General features: G+C 37.0%; 24 protein-coding genes. 8 read left to right on the plus strand and 16 right to left on the minus strand.

Annotated features, from left to right (window positions below; all coding sequences use genetic code 11):
* The first annotated feature begins 255 nt into the window (after positions 1-255).
* Complete coding sequence (locus EI546_RS04770) at positions 256-1,581, plus strand: NAD(P)/FAD-dependent oxidoreductase (RefSeq protein ID WP_240673158.1); 1,326 nt, start codon at positions 256-258, stop codon at positions 1,579-1,581.
* Positions 1,582-1,748: 167 nt separating this feature from the next.
* Here EI546_RS04770 and xseB read toward each other — a convergent pair whose 3' ends face one another.
* The 3 genes from xseB to EI546_RS04785 all read right to left on the minus strand — a co-directional run bounded on the left by xseB (position 1,749) and on the right by EI546_RS04785 (position 5,041).
* A complete protein-coding gene (xseB, locus tag EI546_RS04775) occupies positions 1,749-1,958 on the minus strand; it encodes an exodeoxyribonuclease VII small subunit (protein WP_128249473.1) in 210 nt (69 codons plus the stop codon).
* Complete coding sequence (gene xseA, locus EI546_RS04780) at positions 1,955-3,358, minus strand: exodeoxyribonuclease VII large subunit (protein WP_128249474.1); 1,404 nt, start codon at positions 3,356-3,358, stop codon at positions 1,955-1,957. Before xseA ends, xseB begins: the two co-directional genes overlap by 4 nt.
* A gap of 75 nt (positions 3,359-3,433) precedes the next feature.
* Positions 3,434-5,041 carry an NAD(P)H-hydrate dehydratase gene (locus tag EI546_RS04785; RefSeq protein WP_128249475.1) on the minus strand — a complete coding sequence of 536 codons (1,608 nt, stop codon included), beginning with the start codon at positions 5,039-5,041 and terminating at the stop codon, positions 3,434-3,436.
* A gap of 180 nt (positions 5,042-5,221) precedes the next feature.
* On the opposite strand from EI546_RS04785, the gene EI546_RS04790 reads away from it, so the two are divergent.
* Positions 5,222-5,626: a glyoxalase gene (locus EI546_RS04790; RefSeq protein WP_128249476.1), complete on the plus strand. Its 405-nt coding sequence runs from the start codon at positions 5,222-5,224 to the stop codon at positions 5,624-5,626.
* A 272-nt stretch (positions 5,627-5,898) separates the two neighbouring features.
* On the opposite strand, the gene EI546_RS04795 is transcribed toward EI546_RS04790, so the two are convergent.
* A complete protein-coding gene (locus EI546_RS04795; RefSeq protein WP_128249477.1) occupies positions 5,899-6,585 on the minus strand; it encodes a DUF2461 domain-containing protein in 687 nt (228 codons plus the stop codon).
* Between the two features lie 211 nt (positions 6,586-6,796).
* Positions 6,797-6,958, minus strand: coding sequence for a DUF1328 family protein (locus tag EI546_RS04800; RefSeq protein WP_128249478.1), 162 nt, complete (start codon positions 6,956-6,958; stop codon positions 6,797-6,799).
* Between the two features lie 229 nt (positions 6,959-7,187).
* Here EI546_RS04800 and EI546_RS04805 point away from each other — a divergent pair, with 229 nt between their 5' ends.
* The gene (locus tag EI546_RS04805; RefSeq protein ID WP_164905173.1) at positions 7,188-7,889 is read left to right on the plus strand and encodes an SOS response-associated peptidase; all 702 of its coding nucleotides are present in this window, start codon (positions 7,188-7,190) and stop codon (positions 7,887-7,889) included.
* A gap of 146 nt (positions 7,890-8,035) precedes the next feature.
* On the opposite strand, the gene EI546_RS04810 is transcribed toward EI546_RS04805, so the two are convergent.
* The 5 genes from EI546_RS04810 to EI546_RS04830 form a co-directional block, all read right to left on the minus strand.
* On the minus strand, positions 8,036-9,022 hold the full coding sequence (locus EI546_RS04810) for an endonuclease/exonuclease/phosphatase family protein (protein WP_240673159.1): 987 nt from the start codon (positions 9,020-9,022) through the stop codon (positions 8,036-8,038).
* Positions 9,023-9,162: 140 nt separating this feature from the next.
* Positions 9,163-9,744: a DUF1989 domain-containing protein gene (locus EI546_RS04815; protein ID WP_128249480.1), complete on the minus strand. Its 582-nt coding sequence runs from the start codon at positions 9,742-9,744 to the stop codon at positions 9,163-9,165.
* Positions 9,745-9,827: 83 nt separating this feature from the next.
* On the minus strand, positions 9,828-10,442 hold the full coding sequence (locus EI546_RS04820) for an FMN-binding negative transcriptional regulator (protein ID WP_128249481.1): 615 nt from the start codon (positions 10,440-10,442) through the stop codon (positions 9,828-9,830).
* Between the two features lie 94 nt (positions 10,443-10,536).
* Positions 10,537-11,208 (minus strand): guanitoxin biosynthesis heme-dependent pre-guanitoxin N-hydroxylase GntA, encoded by a 672-nt coding sequence (gntA, locus tag EI546_RS04825; protein ID WP_128249482.1) that lies wholly within the window; start codon positions 11,206-11,208, stop codon positions 10,537-10,539.
* A 276-nt stretch (positions 11,209-11,484) separates the two neighbouring features.
* Positions 11,485-12,222, minus strand: a complete 738-nt coding sequence (locus EI546_RS04830; protein ID WP_128249483.1) for a T9SS type A sorting domain-containing protein — start codon at positions 12,220-12,222, stop codon at positions 11,485-11,487.
* A 411-nt stretch (positions 12,223-12,633) separates the two neighbouring features.
* Between EI546_RS04830 and EI546_RS04835 the strand changes: the two genes are divergently transcribed.
* The 3 genes from EI546_RS04835 to EI546_RS04845 all read left to right on the plus strand — a co-directional run bounded on the left by EI546_RS04835 (position 12,634) and on the right by EI546_RS04845 (position 15,098).
* The gene (locus tag EI546_RS04835) at positions 12,634-13,590 is read left to right on the plus strand and encodes a tellurite resistance/C4-dicarboxylate transporter family protein (RefSeq protein ID WP_240673191.1); all 957 of its coding nucleotides are present in this window, start codon (positions 12,634-12,636) and stop codon (positions 13,588-13,590) included.
* Between the two features lie 286 nt (positions 13,591-13,876).
* Positions 13,877-14,653, plus strand: coding sequence for a hypothetical protein (locus EI546_RS04840; protein WP_128249485.1), 777 nt, complete (start codon positions 13,877-13,879; stop codon positions 14,651-14,653).
* A 34-nt stretch (positions 14,654-14,687) separates the two neighbouring features.
* Complete coding sequence (locus EI546_RS04845; protein ID WP_128249486.1) at positions 14,688-15,098, plus strand: MFS transporter; 411 nt, start codon at positions 14,688-14,690, stop codon at positions 15,096-15,098.
* A gap of 32 nt (positions 15,099-15,130) precedes the next feature.
* On the opposite strand, the gene EI546_RS04850 is transcribed toward EI546_RS04845, so the two are convergent.
* From EI546_RS04850 to EI546_RS04860, 3 genes are all read right to left on the minus strand, one after another.
* On the minus strand, positions 15,131-17,482 hold the full coding sequence (locus EI546_RS04850) for a patatin-like phospholipase family protein (RefSeq protein ID WP_128249487.1): 2,352 nt from the start codon (positions 17,480-17,482) through the stop codon (positions 15,131-15,133).
* Positions 17,483-17,693: 211 nt separating this feature from the next.
* Entirely contained in the window at positions 17,694-18,110 is a 417-nt protein-coding gene (locus EI546_RS04855) for a response regulator (protein WP_128249488.1), read from the minus strand.
* A gap of 1 nt (position 18,111) precedes the next feature.
* Positions 18,112-19,551: a sensor histidine kinase gene (locus EI546_RS04860; protein ID WP_128249489.1), complete on the minus strand. Its 1,440-nt coding sequence runs from the start codon at positions 19,549-19,551 to the stop codon at positions 18,112-18,114.
* Between the two features lie 236 nt (positions 19,552-19,787).
* Here EI546_RS04860 and EI546_RS04865 point away from each other — a divergent pair, with 236 nt between their 5' ends.
* Positions 19,788-20,360, plus strand: a complete 573-nt coding sequence (locus EI546_RS04865) for a response regulator (protein WP_128249490.1) — start codon at positions 19,788-19,790, stop codon at positions 20,358-20,360.
* A 95-nt stretch (positions 20,361-20,455) separates the two neighbouring features.
* On the opposite strand, the gene EI546_RS04870 is transcribed toward EI546_RS04865, so the two are convergent.
* Both EI546_RS04870 and EI546_RS04875 read right to left on the minus strand, forming a co-directional pair.
* Positions 20,456-20,902 (minus strand): hypothetical protein, encoded by a 447-nt coding sequence (locus EI546_RS04870; RefSeq protein WP_128249491.1) that lies wholly within the window; start codon positions 20,900-20,902, stop codon positions 20,456-20,458.
* A 213-nt stretch (positions 20,903-21,115) separates the two neighbouring features.
* Entirely contained in the window at positions 21,116-21,880 is a 765-nt protein-coding gene (locus EI546_RS04875) for an exodeoxyribonuclease III (protein ID WP_128249492.1), read from the minus strand.
* Between the two features lie 254 nt (positions 21,881-22,134).
* On the opposite strand from EI546_RS04875, the gene EI546_RS04880 reads away from it, so the two are divergent.
* Positions 22,135-22,701, plus strand: coding sequence for a hypothetical protein (locus EI546_RS04880; RefSeq protein WP_128249493.1), 567 nt, complete (start codon positions 22,135-22,137; stop codon positions 22,699-22,701).
* 23 nt (positions 22,702-22,724) lie between these two features.
* On the opposite strand, the gene EI546_RS04885 is transcribed toward EI546_RS04880, so the two are convergent.
* Complete coding sequence (locus tag EI546_RS04885) at positions 22,725-23,975, minus strand: OmpA family protein (protein WP_128249494.1); 1,251 nt, start codon at positions 23,973-23,975, stop codon at positions 22,725-22,727.
* Positions 23,976-24,117 lie beyond the last annotated feature (142 nt).

Here is a 24,117-nt window from a genome sequence, read left to right on the forward strand (position 1 = left end):
AAATTTAAGTGTGGAAACTAAAAATAAAATATTTTGCTCAAAATGCGAGCTTTAGGCTAAATATGGATGAATTTCCACAACCTTGGTTGGATGCGAAAGGAAGACCAAGCCCACTCCTATAGCATCAGTTTAAGAGAAGAAAAAGCATTAATTTTCATAACGGATATTTTTGTCTTCTATAAAATAATCTCTATCTTTGTACCATAAAATTAGCACTAAGACTAATTGACAAAGGATAACAAAAAAACCATTGAAATGAAAAAAGACAAAATGGAATCCAAAAAAAGACATATAGTAATAATAGGCGGCGGATTTGGCGGTATTGCCACAGCTAAGGCACTTAAAAACACCGATGCAGATGTCACCATAATCGATAGACTGAACCATCATTTGTTTCAGCCTCTTTTATATCAAGTTGCCACAGCCGAATTATCACCTGGCGACATCGCCGCTCCAATCCGTTCTATCATAAATAAAAATCCGAGAATCAAAGTAATTTTAGGAGAAGTTGAAAAAATAAATCCCGATAAGAATACCTTACAAATGAGAAATGGGCAAATCATTCCATTCGACCAATTGGTAATGGCTACGGGTGCCCAATACAACTACTTTGGGCACGAGGAATGGGCTGAATACGCTCCAGGTATGAAATCTGTAAGCGATGCTTTAAAAGTCCGGGAAAAGCTACTAATGTCCATGGAACAAGCTGAAGGTCTTGACGATTCCAATAAAAGAAAATCCCTGCTCACTTATGTTATTATCGGTGGAGGACCTACTGGAGTTGAAATGGCCGGAGCTATAGCCGAAGTCGCGGGTAACGGCACAAAACACGGATACAGGAATATAAAACCCGAAGAAGCCCGAATTTATCTAATTGAAGCAGGTCCCCGAATTTTAAATGCTTTCCCTGAATCTCTTGGAGAAAAAGCTAAAAAAATGTTGGAGAAAATGGGCGTAAAAGTTTTGTTGAATACGCCCGTAACCAACATAGAAAAAAACAAAGTTTATCTTAAAGTGGGATCCATAGAAACTATAAATATTATCTGGGCGGCCGGAATAAAAGCATCCTCATTACTGGATACATTGAAAGTGGAACAAGATAGATCGGGCCGCGTAATTGTAGAGCCTGATTTAAGTATACCCCAATATCCCGATATTTTTATTATTGGCGACTCTGCCCACAGAGTAGATAAAAAAGGAATGCCCCTACCCGCTCTCGCTCCTGTTGCCACACAACAAGGAAAATTTGTGGGAAATCTCATCGCTAAGGAGGGAAAACGAAAAACCAATGCTAAATTTGTCTATACCGATAAGGGAACAATGGCAACCATAGGTCGTGCAAAAGCCGTAGCCGACATTCGAGGACTAAAATTCAGCGGCTTCTTTGCCTGGGCGCTCTGGTCATTTATCCACGTACTCAGTTTGATTGGATTCAGAAATAGAACTAGGGTTTTTGTGGAATGGATCTGGAATTACTTCACCTATAAAAGAGGTGTAAGATTGATTACCGACCGCTCTGGTTGTATGCATTGTACAACCTATGAAAAGCTCCACAAGGAGCTTTTGGAAGTACACGCTTAAAACTGTTTTAAATGATTGTCCGTTAAATCAACAATTGAAAAAATTTTCACTCGGTCGGAAAGGATTAGACTTAATATCCTCTTAGATTAATTTTATTTCCGACTCGTGGATGAGCTTTTTCTGCTGCTCTTATATGTTCAAGTTTAAATCTTAAAACGGGCAATCCTTTATTCAGAAGTAGGCTCCTCAAGTTCCTTCAATATCTGATTGACATCTTCCTCTGTAGTAGTGAGTTTCGCTTTACATATTTTTATCAATGTGGCGGCGCGTTTCACTTTTTCTGAAAGCTCATCCACGGAAATCTCTCCCTCCTCAATTTCAGTGACGATATTCTGAAGCTCCTCAAAAGCTTCGGTATAATTGGTTTCTACACTCATTGTTGTTCTCTTTTAACTGTTTCATCCACAGTACTTTTTATTTCACCTTCAAAAATAAGGGTATGCAAGGAATCTCCAACTTTTACTTCAGATAAATCCTTGACAGACTTTCCATTCAGCAGTGTAATGCTATAGCCACGTTTTAAAACGTTGTTTGGATCCATATTATCAATATTCCTTTCCATATTATCCAATTCCAGACGGTTTTCCTTTATCTGTAGCTCACATTGGGTAAGCAGTTTTTCTTTGAATCTAAAAACATCAACTGTAAAATGATTTATTAGTAAAAAACTATCCTTCCGAATTGTGGTACCGTAGTTTCTCAGTAGCTCCCTTTCATTCTTCAAACGAAATCTGCTCTGTTGCTGTAAGGCAATCACTGAATTGTCAACTTTATTTCGATCGGAATTCAGAATGTTTCCAGTGACCGAACGGAAAAGTTTTACTTCGGAATATAAACTTGTTTTCTCTTCGGTCACGATCCGCCGTGCCTTATCCACCAAGCTTCTTTCGACCTCTTTTACTGGAACTGAGAAATCATGAAATTTCTGAAGTAGGTATTCGGCCAATTTGGTTGGCGTAATTGCGTTGGAATAGGCAACCATTTCGGAAACCGTCTCATTGGTTGCATGGCCGATTCCCGTAATGATTGGAATGGGAAAATTAGCGATTTCGGCCGCCAAATTGTAATCGTTATAACAAGAAAGTCCCACATCTCCACCGCCGCCACGGATAATAGCAACGGCATCAAAATGATGTTTTACTTTTTTAATTTTTTGGAGCTGCTTCGAAATCTGGGCTGGAGCTTTATCGCCTTGGAGCAATGCAGGGAACAGTAGGAGAAAAAATTTATAGTTCCACGAATTATTTTCTATAATTCTTAGAAAATCAGCATAACCCTTGCTGGTCTCCACGGAAATAATAGCAATTCGTCTTGGCAGTAACGGCAATTTTAATTGATGGTTATTATGGAATATACCCTCGGCTTGAAGCTTTTTAATTGTCTTTTGTTTTTCCTGTTCCAAATCGCCAAGTGTATATCCGGGGTCGATATCGCTAATTATCAGGGTCAATCCATATAAAGGCGTAAAGGAAATCCGCGCCAGAAAGAGAATCTTAACTCCGTCCTTCAAGGGTTCTTTCAAGGTGTCGAGAAAGCGTTTGTTCACCCTCAAATAATCATTTTTCCATAATACAGCTCTCAATTGGGCAATCACTTTTCCATCGCGCTTTTCAACAAGATCGGGATAACAATGACCAGAATGGCTGTAAAAATTGAGTTTGTTCATTTCCGCCTTGACCCAGAATGAACACCTATAGCGATCAGTAAGAGTTTTCTCTACGCTCTGAGTGACCTCAAGGAGGCTGAATATCTTCTTGTCGTTCATTACTTCTGCCATCCTTGTTAATCTCTTAATTACTGCTTAAATTTAAATTTTGTCCAGAATGAACAGATTAAAACCCATCAATCAAAATCACTTTAAAAAATCATCTTCCCATTCATCATCATCCCAATCATCATCATCCCAATCATCGTCGAACAAATCGTCATCTTCCCAATTATCATTTTCTGGATCCATAAACAATTCGACATAAGCTTCTGAGAGGTTTTCTATGATGTCTCCCGCTATTAAGGCCTCGTAGCCCATTTTATCTGCGGCTTTATTGCCAGCGAATCCGTGCATAAAGACCCCGAAAAGGGATGCGCTTAAAATGTCATAACCTTGACAGAGCAAACCTGTAAGAATTCCTGACAGCGTATCACCACTTCCCGCGGTTCCCATTCCTGGGTTTCCAGAGGTGTTTATATAAATTTTATCCTCGTAAACCGTGGCGGTATAGGCTCCCTTAACAATCACAACGACGTCGTGTTTCTTCGAGAATTTTTTGACTTTTTCAAGCTTTTCGTAATCGTCATTCCACGAACCAATAAGTCTTTTTAGCTCTCCTGGATGTGGGGTCAGAATTGATTTTTTGGGCAACAATTTCATTAAATCTTTGTTCTCGGAAATATTATTCAGGGCATCTGCATCGATAACGAATTGGGATTTGGAATTTTTGAAGAGTTTCTTAAGAGCTTGAACTGTGGCCTGATTTTTTCCCATTCCCATGCCAATTCCAATGGCGGTAGGTTCGAAATCTGAAGTTATTTCCGTGATAAATTCCTCTTCTTTATCCGTTATTACCATTGCTTCCGGAAGCGTTGTCTGAAGAATATTATAACCACATTTTGGAACAAATGCAGTAACCATCCCTGCTCCAATTCTAAAAGCTGCGGTAGAAGCGAGAACGGCAGCTCCAATTTTTCCGTAACTGCCTGCCACGATGAGGGCATGACCATAAGTTCCTTTATAACCGAATTTTTTTCTGGGGATATAAAAACTTTGTGCCTCTTCTTGTGAAATCAATTGAGCCAAAGGTTCTGCTTCCTCAATAAATTTTTGGTCCAAACCTATATCAAGTGTTTTGACCATCGAGGCAAATGGTCCAGTTTCAGGCAGGAAAAATGCTAATTTCGGAATCTGAAATGTAAGTGTGTGGGTTGCTTTTATCACCGCGTCTTTATCTTCCAAAGCTTTATTGGCAAATAGACCACTGGGAATATCTATAGAAATTATCAAAGCTCCGCTCTTGTTAAGATGTTCAATAAGTTTCTTTACCCATCCTTCCGGAGATCGGTTGAGCCCAATTCCAAAAATGCTATCTAGGACAATATCACCGGAGCCGATTTCGGGAAAATCCTTTTCGCTTTTTATCAGTGTTGGCCAAACTTTGGTATCGGTTTTTATTCTGTCATAATTATGGAGAAAGTCTTTTGAGCGCTTGTCGCTAAAATTCACAACATACACCGTTACATTATAATCGCTTTCAATAAGCAATCGCCCCACAACCAGGCCATCACCACCATTATTTCCTATTCCGCAAAATACATGAATATGGATCGGAGCACCCATTAATATATCCTCGATCCAATCGAAAACCTGCTCCCCTGCCCTTTCCATAAGCTGGACAGAATCTATGTTCTGGTTTTTTATGGTAATCTTATCTGCTTTATATATTTGGTCAACGGATAGTATATTCATAACGTTTGATTTTTTTTATCATCGCGAGTTTATTTGGCATGGATTTTCACTCAAATGAATAAAAAACCATAGCCTTCTCCAAAGATAGGAACAACTTTTGTTGTTGAAAAGAGGTTTATAACTTATTCGGAAACCTTAAGAAAAGCCCCATTTTATTTTTAATTTTAGAAAAACCCTATTATGGAAACGAGAGACAGCATACTTATAGGAATGCGGCCTGAAATTCCTTCCGCAAGATTAAACCCCCATATGACTTCCGATGAATGTTTTCAAAATTCCACACTTAGACCAGTTACTCTGCTTCAAAATGATCTGTTGCTGGCGGCTTTTAGGAATTATGTGGTAAAACATAAAAATGTTTTTTATGACCTCAATCTGGAAAAGCGACTGGATTATATCGAAAACGCAATTCAAAAGGATATGAAATTCCGGAATTCTCTAAAAGGAATTATTATTGGCCAATTCACTTTGAAAGAATTTGACACCTATGTTCAAAATTCGTCAGCGTTAAATAAACGGATGATGGATATAGTAAAGGAAAGGCTAAAAAGCAATATCCTGCTTTTGGAGCCGGAATATGCGTGAGCCGAGGTATGAGGTATGAGGTATGAGGTATGAGGTATGAAAATAAATTTTTAGATTCATTCTCACAACTGAAAACTAAATACTTATTTCCAATTACTGGAAACTTAGTACTGTTTACTTAACACTCCTTGTCCTCCAAAGCATTTTCAGCGAAGGGGAGATCAATTACTGACCACTGACTACTGTTTACTCATTGCTGATCACTCTGATTATTGATCACTGATTAATGACCACTGAATACTGACCCCTAATTACTGTAACTGGCTATTTACCTAATTGTCCTCAATCAACGAAACCCCATTTAAATCGGTAGTAAGAACATGGCTCATATAATCGAAAAAAGGTCGGAGCAGTAGAAAATGGTCCATCAATAATTGAATAAAATTTTCCGACTGCACCTCTTCATCAGAAAAGGTATGCTTTACGACAAAACTTTTTAGTTTTATCAAATCAATATTGGGATCCTCCTTATCGAAACCTTTGGGAGCGGATTTTACGGCATTTGATTGAACAAAATTACCAAAAGCATTTTTAAACTTTTTTTCATTTAGTATTTCTCGAATTTCGGATGAGTCAATTTCAAATTCCTTTCGGATTCGAAGAAGATCCTCTCGCTCGGGATCAAAAAAACCTCCAGCCATATAACAATTTCCTGGATCCAATCTAAAATAATATCCTCCACGACGATGCTCTCCTGCCCTACTATAACTTACGCTTCTATGTGAGTTGTAGGGAGTTTTATCCTTTCTAAATCGAAGATCCCGGTTTATTCGAAATATCTTGACTTTAGCGATTTCATCGGTTTTCACCAGCCTTTTTTCCACTTCGGAATAAAAGCTTTTCAATATTTCTTCATTCAGTAAATATTCCTTTCTGTGTTCCTGCATCCACTCCCGATTATTGTTTTTTCTTAATTCCAAAAGAAAATCGAATGTATTTTTAGGGATTGATATGCTCATTTTTGATTATTTAATTCTTTTTACGACAAAGAAAAAATTTTAAAAAATGAAGATGGTGAGCATGCGCTAATAACTATACGCTCCAACACGGAAATTTCACCAAATGGATGAAAGGAAAGGAAAAGTAGAATGTATGGCCAAAGAATCAGAGGTTAACAACCTCCTAATCAATGACCATACAAATATCATATTCTTGTCTTGGCACAATCCGTTATTTTCGGAACAGGCTTGATAGAAGACTCAACACCAAAAGGACTAAGAAAATATAAAAAATGATTTTCGCAATTCCGGCTGCTCCGGCGGCAATTCCACCAAATCCGAATATTGCAGCGATAATCGCAATTACTAGGAAAATAACTATCCAACGTACCATATCTTTTATTTTTTAAGGGTTAGTCCAACGAAAGTACAATTGGAACGCCATAAAAAATAGACTTTTGTTATTAGTTTAACAGATTGTGTTATTCTTTTACAAAAGTTAAAAATTAGATTTGAATATGGGGAAATTATGGTATCCTAGCTTAAATCTGCTTATTTTCGGAAGTTGGAAAACCAGATTTATTTAATCCTATAAGATGTGCTACGAAACCGCGCTTACCAAAATGAAAAGTCAAGTCCAGGAATATTTCCACTCGAATTTTGCATTTCCAAATAAATTCACTCCCTATTACCATCGTTCAGGTTTCGACTATCCGAATTTGCAAATTATAAAAATGGATGCACCCAGGGTTATTTTTCCTGCAATGTGGGGGTATATTCCCTCTTGGGGAATGGAAGATGTTCAAGGCTTTCGAAAGAAATACAATACACTTAATATAAGATCTGAGACCCTCTTTAATGGTCTAACCACGCAAGACGCGCAGGATAAACGCTGTCTTATTTTAGCCGATGGTTTTTTCGAGCCTCATAGAACTGGCGGAGAGTCTATTCCATACTTCTGTTATATCCCTTCTACCTCATTCCCGGACGGTCGTGGTCTATTTGCCTTCGCGGGTATTTATTCTGAATTGCAAAACGAACCAAATAACTTAAACTGCTCTATGCTCACTATGGAAGCAAATGCATTTTTTCGGCAAGTACATAATGTAAAAAAACGGCAACCTGTTGTCTTGGATGAAAGATTGTATGACGAATGGCTCAATCCCCATCTTAAGAAAAAAGATGTACTAGAGCTGATTAAAAATGGTTTTACATCAAAGGAATTCAGAGCGCATCCTGTAAGCCCTGATTTATATAGACGAAACATCGATACCGACAAACCCTATATAATTGAAGAGGTTCCACCTCCGAATTTATTGTTTTGAGAACTTATATAGTTTGTTGAAGTTAAATTATTGAAGTTGAAGATGAAGATTAAATGAAAATGAAATGAATATGAACATGAAAATGAAGTTGAAGTTGAAGATTAATGAAGTTTAAGATGAAGATGATGATGAAAATTAACCTCAACTCATCGACTCCTCGACTCATTCCCATCTTCAATCCGAAATTCAATGTAAATAGGCAGATGGTCTGAAATAGATCTAGCTTTTTCTAGATTGTCACAATGTTTCACGAAATCCAAACTATTGGCCTTCACCTTGGTAATGCCGGAAGTAATGTAAATGTTATCGATTGGGTGACTTAGATAATCTCCGTTCTCACATTTCATTTTTAAGGTAGTACGCTCATTTTTTATGGCATTTTTAAATCCTCTTCTATAAAAGGGTTCCCAAACCGCATGCTTTTCACTCAGATTGAAGTCGCCAGCAATTAAGATGCGCTGAGAGTTTAGTCTTTGGGGATAATCCAGAAAATGGATTATTTCTTCCTCTGGTCTATCGTTGTATTTTCGGGAATGATAATTTACTACATAAAATGGCTCCTTATTTCCCTTTACTTTAAAACTAGCAATAAATGGTTCACGATAGCAAAAATCTTCTAACTCCTTATCCAAGTAGGCTCTATGAATCATGCTCACTCTGGAAGTTTTCCACAAGAAAGCATAGCGTTCACTAATATAAACTGAAGGACTCTTTGTTGGGTCGCTAATCTGGTAATCCCATTTAAATCCCATTCGGTTCAGTTCGTCCGCAATCATTGCAACGGCCTGTGCACCTGCGGGATCCTTGGCAACCACCTCTTGGATTGCTACAATATCAAAATCGCGGAGGATGTTGGCTATTTCAGAAAGAGTCTCAGGTGTTTTTGTGCGACCTAAATGCTGAATATTCCAGGAGACAAGATTTAATGTTTTTGCATTATCAAAATCATCCTCCGCCCCTTCATCATTAAAACGGTGGCCAAAGTCAAGATTTTTTGGTATAATTCTATCTCCTAATATCTCAGTACGGTTTCCATTTGGATTACAGGAAAAGAGAACCGTAAGAATAAAAACAATGAGGTAAAATGATTTATTCATAGACCAAACTAAATGGGAAATGTAAGTTTCTCCCATTCGGGTCAAATATAACCTATATGCTTTTGGAATCTTTATGGATTACCGGAAATAGAATCTCACCCATCGAACATTCGGACTGTAGATTGGGAGTTTTTAGTTAAAGAAAAGATTTTTTTGCTCTTAAAATTTTGGAAAGGTTACTCGATAATTTCATAATGAATGGGCTTAAAACTCCCTCCGTTACTATCTTCCGCTGAACAAGCTGTAAGGGCAACAATAAGGTCCATTTCCGCTTGAAATAGGACAAAATCCCCTGCCGTGCTCAATGGAGGAAGCACGCTCAGTTTACCATCGGGCGCAAATTGAACATTCATAAAAACGTTGAAAGCTGTAGGAACATCATCTGGTTGTAATCCAAAACGTTCCAGATTTGTATACAAATTTTCAAAACAGCTGGGGTGGTATCCTTGGTGAGAATACATAATCTCGAAAGTTTCCGGGCTACAGGGAGCTAATAAAAAATCATTTCTTCCATTGGTATCTTCTAAGATCTTCATCATTTTCCTGCTACGGTTGCTCCATAAATAGTGACCCGCGGTTATCAGTATGGTTTCTTCAAAATCCAGTGTTTTCCCCGACGATATTTTCTCACGCTTATCACGTGCATTAAACAAAACCATATCGCTCACCTGACCACCTAAAGGATCAATAACTTTTAATTTTTGACCTTTTTTCAGTTTAAAAGCACGACCGGATTGTTTTTCTATATGTTCTATCATTATTGCAATTTGTAAATTTAGGTATGTGATTGAAATTTAAATTCAAAAATTATGTAATTCCAAATACATATTTATAAAGTAAGCTATTCTAAATTATGTTTTTTCTTTAAAAGAGACGCTAATTGAATGTTTTTCGGGCAGCCCTTTTGTAATTTGTCATTTATATTCTGGATTTCCCTGTATTCAAAACCTTGATGCAATTTCTCTATTCCCAGTGCCTGAAACGGCTCAATCCAAAATCCTGTTATTCCAGAAAAATTGTCGTTCCAGATTTCTTTTGGAATAGTTTTATAGGTAACAGGATTTTCAGAATCCCTTTCAAAATAACCCATTAGCCGTTCCAAGGAATCCTGAAGCTCATAATCTGACTGTAAGGTAATTTTTCCATTAACATGTACCGCTTCATAATCCCAAGTAGGAATCTCAGGAAAAGAATACCAAGAGGAAGAAATATAGGAATCAGGTCCCTGAAAGATAACTAACATTTCTTCACCGTTTTTCAGGAATCTGTGCATCTGATTATGATTTGCAATATGGGCAAAGAGTCGGTAATTTTCTTTATTACCATCAATCAACACTGGAATATGAGTTGCTAATAAGCATTCACCTTTAAGAACCACCGTTGCAAATGGATATTGTTGAATAAAAGAATGGATAAACTCGGGACTATTGTTAATATATTTCTTTGGCTGATACATCTTCGACGTTATTTACCGTAAGGTACATATTTTCAAAAAAAACATCCACAGATTTAATCCAGTGGATATTTTCAATTAAAATAGTTTCGAAAAATTACTTGGAATGGAAAGGACACTTCCATTTTTCCCCTACATTGCGTCCACTATACTGCCGAGCTTCGCTGCTATCTCCAAAATCTGCCAAAACAGGATTTATTTGACCTTGAAGCGCTTTGTCCCTTTTTCTTATTTTGTCGCGGACCTTATGATAAACCCCCATTTCTCGAAGTTTTTCAAATTGCCAGTGAAGGTTAAAAACCAGCGTAGTATATGGAGCTCTTCTCGCCATTCTAGAGCTTTTGGGATGCATCCCGATTACATAAAACGCTCTTCCCCCTATACTGAAACTGAAATTGTTGTTTTCAGGATCTTGGCTTACTCTATGATCCCATTCAACATTATCGATATCATGAACAAATTGGAGCTGCCTCCAAAGTAGATTTTCAAATTCAATTTCTGAAGCCACATCTGCTTCCGGAAATACAGCTATCAAGGTTTTAAACTTGTTATCGGAAAAATTATAGTCTGAGAGATAATTCTTAATATCTTCCAGCAACTCTTTGGCCGAGCCCTTTGTGCCTAGTTTATCATAAACTTTCAGATCATAATCCCCCATGGCAAAAACGGTATTTGCCATTACGCAAGGATGTTTTTTATCTATTATAAATTCTTTAAAATCCGCCTCTATTATTGAGGTTATATCCGGTTGGTAAAGTTCCCTATTCATGTTTTCTTCCTTTTTTTCTGAAAATTAAAACATAACTACAATTCAGAGAATAGATTTAAGAAACCGTTTATAGAGAATTAATAGAGAATTAACCTTCTGGTATTCGCAAATTTGCCTATTATACTTTCTATAGAGATTCAAAGAGCAAGTTCTGAAAACGCTATATTATAGGAGAGAGTGATGTGAGGGAAATTAAAATGCTAATAGTCCTAAACGCATAAAGCTGCCAGTTTCCTGACAGCTTTTCCAATTGAATAATCCTTGAAGAATATTCTCTTATTTTTTTGAAATATTAAAGGTCTTTTGCGACCCGTTTTCAAACTTCACTCGGAAAACATACGACCCGGCAGGAAGATTAGAAACATTCATCTGTCCGTCATTGAGAGTTGTAATATCAATAACCTTTTGTCCCAATAAATTAAAGGCCTCGATCTTTTCAATGGCGATCTTAGCGTTAAGATTTAAAACATCGATCATCGGACTTGGGAAATAGCTAAATCCTATATCCGAGTTATCCTCAATTCCTGTAGTATCATCATAGGCTGTCCAAATGATGTCGTCTATAGTAATTTGTCCAAAATTTTGAGGGTTGTTAAACATTAGAACGATATCTCCGGCAACCTCCACTGTTATGGGACCGGAAAATTTTGTTACGCCTTCCTCGCCCTCGCTGGTAGCGGTATAAACCAATTCTCCATTAACCATCACTTCCATTCCAACGTCTTTGGTAAACGCCTGCGCGTACGAAAATTCAAGGGTTCCCAAACCATTAGGAATAGTTCCTGATTCAAGAAACATAGGATTTTGTCTGTTACGTCCCAAAGTAATTGCTTTTCCGTTAAGCTCTATATCGCCACGAGCTTCTCCATAATTCCACGTAACACCATCTTGGCCAACAAAGGTGCCGGTGGCATAGGAGTTGCCTGTAAGATCTAAATTGTCAAATGTTTCATGTCCTTGTGCAAATATGGCCGTACTTGCTAATACACATGCTAAAAGTAAAAATTTCTTCATTTTAAAAATATTAAGGTTAATTATATTACGAAAATAGCCATCTCCGCCGGATTGCAAAAATTATTTTTTATTCAGAATTGATTACATTCTTATTTATCATTCAAATCAGTTCCAATTTCTTATTCTTTCGCGCTTTCCAGATTCGCATAAATAACAATATGGATACAAACACATTAATATTCCACTAAATACCCCAGCGTATTTTTAGAAATCTTCCTTAAATTTTTCAAACAGAGCCTTATGTTATTGTAAATTTGTTAATCTCCCAATTTCTGGTCTAGAACAAAGCTGAACATGCAACTTGATTTAGCAAATAGAAAAATAGAAAAAACTCGGGGATCCTTATCTTCCCCACATAGTCGATTCAATAAAGGAATCAGTACTTTACCTCCAGACTCATTTGCTCTCGTTATGGCGACGGGTATCGTCTCAATAGCTTTAAAAGCTTTCGGAAATATATTTCTTTCTAATTTATTGTTTTATCTGAACATCGCATTTTACGCAATACTCTGTGTTCTATTTAGCTTTCAATTAATTCACTACTGGAAAAGATTCCGTTCCCAATTTCTCAATCTTGAAATAAATATGGGATTCCTTTCTTTTGTAGCAGCCAATTGTATTCTCGGGAGCCAATTCACAACAATTTTTGGAGATTTCACTCTTGGGATAATATTCCTGTCTATTGGATTTTTATCTTGGTTCCTACTGCTCTATTCACTCTTCGCAATACATATTGAGAAAAGATATAAGACCTCCATAAAAGCTATTAGCGGAACATGGCTTTTGATTGTCGTGGCCACACAGGCTATTTCCATTTTAAGTATTCAATTGGTGGAACATCTACCTATTTATTATGAAATAATCCTTCTTATTGCGTTGCTCATGTTCCTTGTAGGATGTACGTTTTATGTTATCCTTATTACACTTATAGTTTATCGTCTTCTATTCTTTGAAGTTCGAGCACAAAAACTCAAAACTCCGTACTGGATTAGTATGGGGGCCGATGCAATAACAGTTCTCGCAGGCCTTACCTTAATAACAATGGCCAATAAATGGATAATTATCAACGAATTGCTTCCTTTTATAAAAGGATTGACCCTGCTTTTTTGGGCCATTGGAACTTGGTGGATTCCTATCATGGTCCTTTTGGGCATTTGGAGACACTTTATAAAAAAGATTCCTGTAAAATATGTTTCGCACTATTGGGGGATGGTTTTCCCCTTAGGAATGTACACGGTCTGTACACTCAAACTTTCCCAGTCTTTTGAATTATCTTTTTTAATGGTAATCCCAAAAGCATTTTTAATTTTTTCTCTAATAACCTGGATTATAGTTTTTATAGGAATGATATTTAAAATTATTAGATGAAATCACTATTGTCCGGGAAAAGAAATAAGGCCGTCATTTTGAATATTTGAAAAAAGAAGGCCCACAATCCATTAACCTCTTGAGAACCCTTATAGTTCGAATTGAAATAAAAATCATTTATAGTTTTATCACACCTAATGAAATGAAATATTTAAAATTGATTATGTTTAAAAATGGTTGTCCATTTTAGATGGTATATTTGGAAACTAATCCCCAATTGAAGAATTATGTTTGGCGGCAAAAATCAAACCCTAACAAATCATATATTAAAATCTATCTATAATCAATGTTTAAAGAATTGAAAAAACTACCTATCCTCCTCTCAATCATCATCCTAGCCAGTTGCAATGAAAACCATAAGAAGAATGATGTAACGATTGAGGAAAGTCCCGTGGAAACTAGAACCCCTAGTGAGCCTGCTGAAAACAACGAGACCAGAACTATTCCCTTTGGCGGAGTTTGGGTGAATAAGAAATATGTTGATAAACTAATGTCGACCAAATCACCAAAAAAATCACAAGATGTAGTACCTATCACCTTAATGCTTTTCCCCACCCAACTAAATAAGGAAGTTGAAGTAGTCATGGGCTTCCATGAAGGCACTACTGCAAAAATAACAGGTGGCAACGGGGAATATAAGATTAAGTTTCAAGAAGAACCTGCCCAAACTATCGATTTTAAAAATGGATCGATCAGGACTAAAAACAATGAGTTCATAAAGTTAAAATCGTTTGGTAGCAAAAACGATTATAAAATAGTTGAGCAGTTACTTTTTGCAGGGAAATATGACCTTAACGGAAAGGAAGTTGAGTTTACCCCTTCAGGGAAAATAATCGGGTTAGCCCCTTTTTCCAACTATTCCGTATTAATTGACTATTACGATGCTGGAATGCAAGTTGATCAATTGCGATTGGGTAAAAGTGCTGCGGAAAGCGAGCTGTATGGATTTGCTTTTAAAAAGAACCAACTTATTATTTACGAACTAAAATGTTTGGAACCAGAAGGGCAATATTGCAACGTAGTAAAAAATGGGAAAAAGATATATTTGCTGACTAGGAAATAAAAATAAAACCACCACCTAAAGAATAGAAACAGCTATGGAGGAAAAATTTAAAACACTCAAGTTTATTCATGGTTCAATTTGCGGCGGTTTGTTTTTAATTTATATCTTATTCGGTACTATTTCAATGGAAATGTTCAATTTTCCATCTATTGGTTCTTCATCCAGTGCTTGGCTATTTATTCCTGTAGCTGCGTTTGCACTTGGGAATATTCTTTTCCAATCCCAACTGAAGAAGATTGATAAAAATGATGGTTTGGAAGAAAACTTCCGCATATATCAAACTGCCTCTATAATTAGATGGTCCATTTTGGAAGGTGCGGCGTTGTTGCTATTGTTTATAGCACCAGAATTCATAGTATTCGGGTTTTGCATAATTATATATATGGCTTACTTGCGGCCTTCCGAAAATAAAATGAATACCGATTTGCAAAAAATTAAATATTGAATCAAAGAGATGGCCGTTCTAGGACAATAAAATTAATTCGAGCGATTCAGATGGAATCCTATTCCTATAAAGAAACGGACCTTGTTGATATTATTCACCCAAGAAGCGTCAAAGTTAATAGGGCCCAAAATGGAGTTGTATGAAAAAGTAGTTCCGGCGGAGACCACAACACTCGGTTCTGATAAATCGGTCCATTTTCCCGGTGATAAAAGGGCATTCTTAATATAACCCTCAAAATTTCCAAAACCTACTGAGGCCATATCGAAATGGGGTGTAATGTAAATGTTGCTCATAGCCCGAAGCTGCATTCCGAGATTAAATTTTACAAATTGATTCAGAACTATTTCCTCCTCTTTCAGTCCGGGGAAAACAAAGAAATCGTTTCGGGGAATTAGAATATTTCCTCCCAAATAATACATAGAATTCAAGACCACATCTGAAAGAGGCAAATCATTGTCCGACTTATGGTCTTCAAAGGTAAAATGAGCTGAAGTTCCTAATATTGTCGTGATCTGAGGAGTTAATCGAAATCTCTTTTCATAATCTAAACCCAGTTTTGTATATCCTTTGGAAGGGCCATCAAAATCGGGAATTTTCTCGTCCGAAAATTCCAACTGCAAATTCCCGTATAATGATTTTCCCAAATAACCTGTTAATATGGTACCCTTTGTGGCAAAAAGCACTTTCTCCATATTATTGTAATTATATTGGGTATACAATTCTATATCATAATTATCATATTTATTAAACCTGAAAAGGTTTTCATAGAGATCTGGGTTAATTGAAGGCTTAATATTGGTATGGTGATATTTTACCCCTAAGCCAATATAACTTCTCAGGGACTTTAAATTCCGATTAAATTGATTATCAAAAGAATAATAACGATTCCTTACATTATCGGCATATTCCCCGTCCAAAAAAACTTTCTGCTTAAGTTGCTGTCCATACACTTCAGTCCTCCACCACCAATCTCTTTGAGCACCAAAATTTTTCTGGTATTGAAATCGGAACTTGGGCTGTTCAGCAATATCGGCAGTTATCAATAACCTAGAAGCGTCTCCAATAACATTTCTTGCGGTATAATTTGCGATGACTCCCACACCGTGATATCCGTCATAGTGAAGAGCTCCCTTTACCTGATAGGGTGATCTTTCCACTCCGTCCAAATGTAAAACCACTGTGGAATCGTTCATTACCAAATTATATGCTACCTGCCTGAACAGCGTGGTCCCCATCGCTCTATTCACCCCATCTATTACATCTGCTATATTGTACGGGGTGTCAATCTCTATCTCGGTACGTGCATGGACCAGAGCGAGATTAGGCCGACTAATTCCTGTAAATACAATTGAATCTATTACAAATTTATCAATTGTACCCGGCAGCTCCACTTCTCGTTGCTTATACTGGTTCAAAAATTTCGATAATTCTATAAGAGTATCCTTGTTGTCCTGAACAGCTGATTTCCCCTCTTCATAAATAGCCAAAGCACTTTTAAAATCTCCCGTAGAATAAGTTAAGTATTCACTATGATCAATAAGGATATCACACATATCCCGATTTTCCGGACGCTTAATATTGCTGTTCAACATTGTAGTCTGCAGCATCAATGAGGACAGATTTTGGAGTTTTTCCATAGTAAAGGGCTGAAGACCAACATCACTACCAATTATGATGTCTGCTCCCATTTTTTTCGCCACATCTACAGGGAAATTATTTAAGAGACCGCCATCTACCAATAAGGTACCGTCGTATGAAACGGCCTGGAAAACTCCCGGAATGGACATACTGGCGCGCATTGCAAGTGCTAATGAGCCACTATCCAATATTACCTCTTCTCCTCGAACAATATCGGTGGCCATAGCTCTAAAGGGAATGGGCAGATCGTCAAAATCGTTTACATCGTATACTGGGAAGGTAAGAAGGGTAATAAATTCCCTTAGGTTTTGATCGTTCAGGAGAAAATTCCCCAATTTCAAATTTCCGTTTACCCAATCCAGTTCGACCATATATCGATCAAATTCGGCCTTTTCCTCCGCACTAACATTTTGAAGAGACACCCCTCCTCCCATCAATTTATCCCATCTAGCCTGTTTAATAAGATCGACTATGCTATCTCCACTATAACCCATGGCATATAGACCGCCCACAATACTGCCCATACTATTTCCAACAATGAGATCGGGGACAATCCCCAGCGAATCCAGCATTTGTAGTGTAGGAATATGCGCCAAGCCTTTGGCACCGCCACCACTGAGGACTAAGGCTACTTTTGGTTTTTTATTTTTAAATTTTGTTGAAGGCTTCTTCGACGTATCCTGGGCATTGGCTACAAACGAAAACGCTAAAAAAAATAATGTGAGAATTGTAAACAGCCTACCCATAGTAAATAATCCTTTTTGCAGAGACGCAAAGTAAAGGAATTAAATTCTTTATTTTTCCCTCGACATTAACTATCAGGGAGAAAGAATAGTTTCTAAAAAAAATGGGAAGCGAGCATAGATTTTAATATTCAAAAAATACCCTATTCCACGATAGAGAGGAAAATGTCGTTTTTCAATAATCTAAGGTTGACATTTTTTTAAATTACTGAAATTAAAGATATTCCGGGAAATGCATTTCCAATATCGAATTTAAATACTCCTCATTCAAAGGTTTGCTATAATAACCTCGAACTGTTTTGTATTTTGCTGCTTTATCCTTGTCGCGCACATCTATTGAATTGCTCAACATGGTAAGTACCACTTCCCCTTGCTGGGCCACGGTAAGTTTTTCGTATTCTTCAAGAAATTCCCATCCGTTCATCCCTGGCATATTGATATCTAAAAAGATGAGTGTTGGTTGCGGATGTACACCCTCAAGTTCACTCCGCAAATAATCCAGGGCGGCCTCCCCACTGTAGCACATATGGATATTATCGCTTATTCCAGCTTTTCTTATTTTGCGGGCATGGTAAAAATTATCGCTTTCAGAATCATCGATCAACAATACAAGCTTTAGTTTCTTTTTCATATTATTTTCCTATGGTAAAATGAATGGTACTCCCCTTTCCAAATTCTGAGGTTACCCAAATATTTCCGTGGTGCAATTCTACAATTTTTTTACAGAATGCCAAACCTATTCCCTGGCCTTCATAATCTTTTGTGCTGTGAAGACGACTAAACATATCAAATATTTTTGTATAATCCTTATCTGGAATACCTATACCATTGTCCTTTATATGAAAATTATAGAAATTTTCTGTTTCGTCAAAGTCTATTTTTATGTGTGGTTGGTCCTCGGGGGCGGTAAATTTGATGGCGTTGGAAATGAGATTCTGAAACAGTTGCTTTATTTCTATTTTATACCCTTTAATGATGGGTAGGAGATCGTTTTCGATTAAAATTCCGCGTCTTTCCATAATTGAGGAAAGATCCTCTTTTATTTTAGTAATGGTTTCATTTAAATCTATGTTCTCTATTTCGCCACTGGTACCAATTCGAGAAAAGGAAAGCAGACCACTTATCAAATTCCGCATACGATCTACCGCACTATTTATAAAATCAAAATACATGGTTGCTTCTCCTTCTAGTCTTTCAGGAAAATCTTCCTGAAATACTTCTAAGTAGTTGGATACGGTACGCAGGGGCTCCTGCAGATCGTGAGATGCTACATACGCAAAATGATCCAATTGTTGGTTTTTTACCCGGAGGGAATCGTTTAGCATTTCGGTTTCCTGAATGGCTTTTTCTTTGGCTCTAATCTCCAATTCTTTTTCATGATTGGAGTTGTTTAATTTTTCAAGGGTTACATTTAGCGATCGGTTGGAATCCTCAAGATTATTCTTTGTTTCCAATAGCTCTTCCAATAAAGGTTGAATCCTTCCAATGAGATTATAAAGGCTGAGCCCAACAATTAATGTTGCCGTAACGATCCCCACAATAATCAATAACATCCAAATATCGTAACTGTCGTTTCTTTTTTGAAGCAAAACGTTTTCTATCTGGGTCATCTGCTCTAGAAATTCCTGGATTTTTTGCGTGGACTGAATTTCGTCATTAAGTTCCTTCCTTAACGACTCTGAAGCCAAACCGGCAATGGATTGCTCATCGAGGCTGGGATACTCTATCTCTACCAGTTTCTCAATTTTTTGCATCAATTCTGTCTGCTCCTTATTATTACTGACTGAGGAAGTTAGCACTTCTCTAAGCGAATCATATTGCTGATGGGCCGCGTCAAAAGCTTTTTTATACTTAATTTGACCCGTGTATATATAAGCAAGTTTTTTGCTCTCCATCGATGACAAAGAGGAAGATATCCTTCTGATGTTGTTTTTTACCTGCCAACTTTCGGCAATAGCTGTGGCCGACTCTGCATTTTTAGTAAAAGAAAAGGCTATTAAAATAATTACAAGAATAAGTGAGGAAATAAGTAAGATGAAATTGGTGAGACCAATCTTTCTGATTCTTTTCATAACCAAAATGGAATAATAAACTTAAACCGTTAAATTTAATTTTTCTTTTACTAATGGATTGTGTCAAAAGTATATAATTTAGGTATTTTAAAAACCTAATATTATGAGTTTAAATAGTTAAATAGAATTTGCTGAACTGCAAGATTTTACTAAAACATAAATCTTGTAGCCATTATTGAATTATTTTATACCTTAACATCTATTTACCTTATATACATTTTTAACCTGACTTTAATATGGATTACTCCTCCGACCTTCATTTTTTGCTAGTAGAAGACTTAGTCTCAGACTCTTTCTTGTTACAGCGTCAACTCAAAAAAATCAGCAAAAATCCTGAAATAAGATTTGTTGATAGTGAATTGGGATTGATAAATGCGCTGAAAACCTACATCCCCGATATTATCATCACGGATTTCAATCTGGTAGGAATGGATGCTTTTGATGTAATTCGAATTGCAAAAGAATATAATCCGAAAATTCCCATTATTGTTATTACGGGACATCTTAAAAATGAATCCGATCGGGATTTGCTCATAGAAAAAGGAGCTGAGGGTTTTTTCCTAAAGGAGCCCATAAATACACTTAACGAAAGACTTTCCCCTCTTTTTGATTCCATTTTAGAAAAAAACCAAGAGAATATGGAAAATATCGATCGCGAAAGAAAGCGGTATATGGATCGCCGATCGCATAGTGATTTTCTACGAGCCCATGACTTTGAAACTTCGGATGAAGAACCGGCGAAAGAATCTTTTAGTTTTTGGAAAACATTGCGGCTTCTTTTTGGTTCAAAACAGAAAAGAACAACTTAACTTCCTTGAATAGGGGGTTGCAAACAAAACAGACCGTTTTAAATTTTAAACTTTAAAACGGTCTTTTCTATTTCTGGCCCGACTTACATATTACTTTAACGCTTTCCAGCCTGGTCTCTAACCCACTGTTGGTAGGATTCAAATTGAGAGTCGTTCAATATTTTCTTTAAAATCCTGTCTTGCGATTCAATACGTTCGTAATCATTCATCTTTCTGTTTGGATTTGTTCTTTTCCAAGAATCCGTAGAACTTTTCCATTCCTTTTCAAAAACAGAGATCTGCTGCGAGCTCATATCCAAGTCTGTATACATACGATTGAAATAATCTTTTTCATCTGCAAAACTCGCATCCTTAACGCTGGCGGGGGCGGTATTAGCTGTTCTCGAATCTAAAACGGCTTTTTTGTTGGCAGTGGAAGCGGTTTCAACATTATTCCTTCCTCTGTCCGCATTTGTTTTGGCAGAAGTCGTCTCCTTAGACGTGCCACAGGATACCAACAGAGATGTTAATCCAATTGCGAAAATTAATCTTGCGTTTTTCATATACTGTGTTTTTTTTGGTATTAGCCAAATTACAAAGCAATTGGATTAAAAGAATGCATTTTAAGAAAATATTGTAAATCCTGTGAACAGGAGATGAGGAGTCCATTTGGAAACACCACTTTTAGAAACACGAATTTTTTCATCTCTCGCCTAATTGGCACATCAAAAAAAAATAGAATTCCATTCCCTACGATCCTAGTTATTAGCAATTCTTTAAACTTTGATATCTAAGCGTATTGGACAGTGATCCGACCCAAAATATTCAGATAATATCTCCACCTTATTTACTTTATCCACTAAGGATTGGCTTAACATAAAGTAATCCAGCCTCCAGCCTGAGTTTCGTTCTCTTGCTCGAAATTTATAACTCCAATAAGTGTAAGCCACCTCGTCAGGATGAAAATAACGGAAGGAATCCACAAATCCGGAATTTATTAAATCGTCCATCCCATCAATTTCAATTTGAGTATAACCAGCGGTTTTATTATAATTGGATTTATCGTTTTTAAGGTCTATTGGGCGATGGGCAACATTTAGATCTCCACAGAGAATTACGGGTTTGGTTTTTTCAAGATTTTTTAGATAGTTCCGAAAATCTATATCCCAACCCTGTCTATAATCCAATCTTTCCAAAACCTGTCCGGAATTTGGGACATATACGTTAACTAAACAAAAGGAATCAAATTCTGCACACAAAACTCTCCCTTCCTTATCATGTTCTTCAATTCCCATATCGCGGATTACCGATAAAGGCTTCGTTTTGCTTAATATAGCCGTTCCAGAATATCCCCTTCTTTCCGCGGAATTATAATAGTGATAATATCCACCGATTTCTGAAAGTGCATTTTTTACTTCTTCCTCCTGGGCTTTGGTTTCTTGTAAACAAAGAATATCGGGATCGAGCCTTGAGATGTTATCAAAAAAATCCTTTTTTACTATTGAACGTACACCATTTACATTCCAAGAGATAATTTTCATGTGCTATAATTATTTTTAGGAAGTTATAATCGAAATTATTCCCTTCAGGGACCTTCCCATATATATTAGTTGGTTGGATTACCAAAAGTAATAATTTATATGTTTAATCATACAGAACTGTTTTTTGAATGGACCAATAAAACTTCTAACCTTCAGTTCACCTGAAACTTTTACACTTTAAACTTTTTCTCTCCAGACGGAACTAACCTATACTATTTTTCGTATGTTTCCCACCACCTAATTGAAAGACAAAAATGAAAACATTGACTTATTTCTTCTTGATATTTCCAATTTACCTAATGGCTCAAGAACCCAAAAATTCTGAGAAGTTTTGGTCTGAATTAAGTGCACACTGGGGAAAGGCCTACGAAGGTAAAATTCTGGAAGGAGCTGTTCCCGGAGACGGATTTTATGGTGAAAAATTGGTAATGCACGTGCGCTCCTGCTCTGAAAATGAAATTAGAATTTCGTTTTTTGTAGGGGAAAACAAATCGCGAACGTGGGTCTTGCGTTTAAGTGAAAATAAAATAATTAACCTAAAGCACGACCATCGCCATCTTGATGGCACCGAAGAAGAACTGACCCAATACGGAGGGATCAGCTCTAACCACGGGTTGGCAGACTTACAAATGTTTCCCGCCGATCCATATACCTCACAAATATTGCCGGCCGCTTCTAGCAATATATGGTGGTTTACCATAAACGAATCCACGTTTACTTATAACCTGCGACGAATTGGTAGCGATCGGCTATTCTCGGTCAGTTTTGATTTTAGTAAACCTATTCCAACTCCCGGACCACCATGGGGAACTCTTGAATAAAAAAGCGTACTTCAAAAGAATGTTCAAACCTTAACAAATTCGACCCTCCGGTTATTTGCCCTACCTGCCAATGTAGTGTTCTCGGAAATAGGACTAGCATCACCAAAACCTTTTGTGCTAAGACGGGAAGAACTTATTCCCATTTTCACAAGTTGGTTTTTTACGGCCTCAGATCGTTGCTGCGATAATGTGAGATTATGTTCGGCGGATCCGCTGTTATCGGTATATCCATCAATCTCAAATTTAATACTGGGATTTGACTTCATTAAATTTACGATCATATTCAAAGTTCCCATGCTTTCAGGTTTAAGAGAAGCCTTGTTCAGATCGAAATTTATCCCATGGGTAACGATTTTTGATGCGGTAAATTTTTTACCGACCATATTCATTTCTCCGCCAGAGGCCACTCGGACATTTGTGATCATAATTGGGCTATCCTGTTCCGCTATACCTTCAAAGGCAAAAGCGTTGGGCGCACAACCTAAATTTGGCATGGTAAGAATGCGATATTGATCTACATAACATTTTAATTGGTCATCTTTAAAAATAACCGCACAATGGTGCCAATGGTTTTCATAGCTTTCCTTCAACGCACTTGGAAATTGTGCGGAGGTGGTATGTGGAAACTCATCAAGACTTATACTACCATAGCCATTGTTATCTCCCCTAGAAAAGGTAACTTCTCCTTCCTGTGAATCTCCGTTTTGATCATTATATTTCAAGACAAGCACAGGACTCTCACTTCCTTCTCCATTGTTATAGGTATCAAATTCGATAGTGAAAGGTCCTGCTAAATATTCTTTACTTTTCATTTTGGGAGCGACTTTAACATAATTTCCGTCCGTAAGAAAAAAGGCCGGTATATTTCCTACTCTATTAACTACAGCTTGTCCACTTTCCAAAGTCCAATGGGCGGGAAACTCGCCTACCTGATCTTCGGTAAAGTCATCCATAAAGATGATATTGTCACCGGGAACAAAATCATAATTCTGATAGGATTTTATAGAAGTCGAGGGAGTTTCGGATGAGCTAATTCCTGTCTCAGAATTTAGGTTATTTTGCGTGTCACTTTCATCTCCTTCCCCAGATTGACTGTCTGCCTTATCCAAGGACTTTTCCGTCACCTTATCCACATCGTCCAAAACCCGATCGGTTGTTTTCTCTTCAACTTTATTTGCGATTTTTTTCCAGATTTGTGCCTCACAGGGCTGCATGAAGATCAAGGTCATAAAAATTGATAGACCAGCATAAACGAAGTTGCATCGATTTTTCATCTTAGATGATTTTAAATGAACAATAAAAAAATGTATATTAAAATTACGGAAAATGAAAATGCGTTTAATTTCTGCCGCGTTAAATAAATCACATGATCGACCCGCTCTTATAGAGTTAGGGTATAAAACATGACGAACCAGT

Origin of the sequence: Aequorivita sp. H23M31, from assembly GCF_004022485.1 — a bacterium.
GTDB lineage: Bacteria > Bacteroidota > Bacteroidia > Flavobacteriales > Flavobacteriaceae > Aequorivita > Aequorivita ciconiae.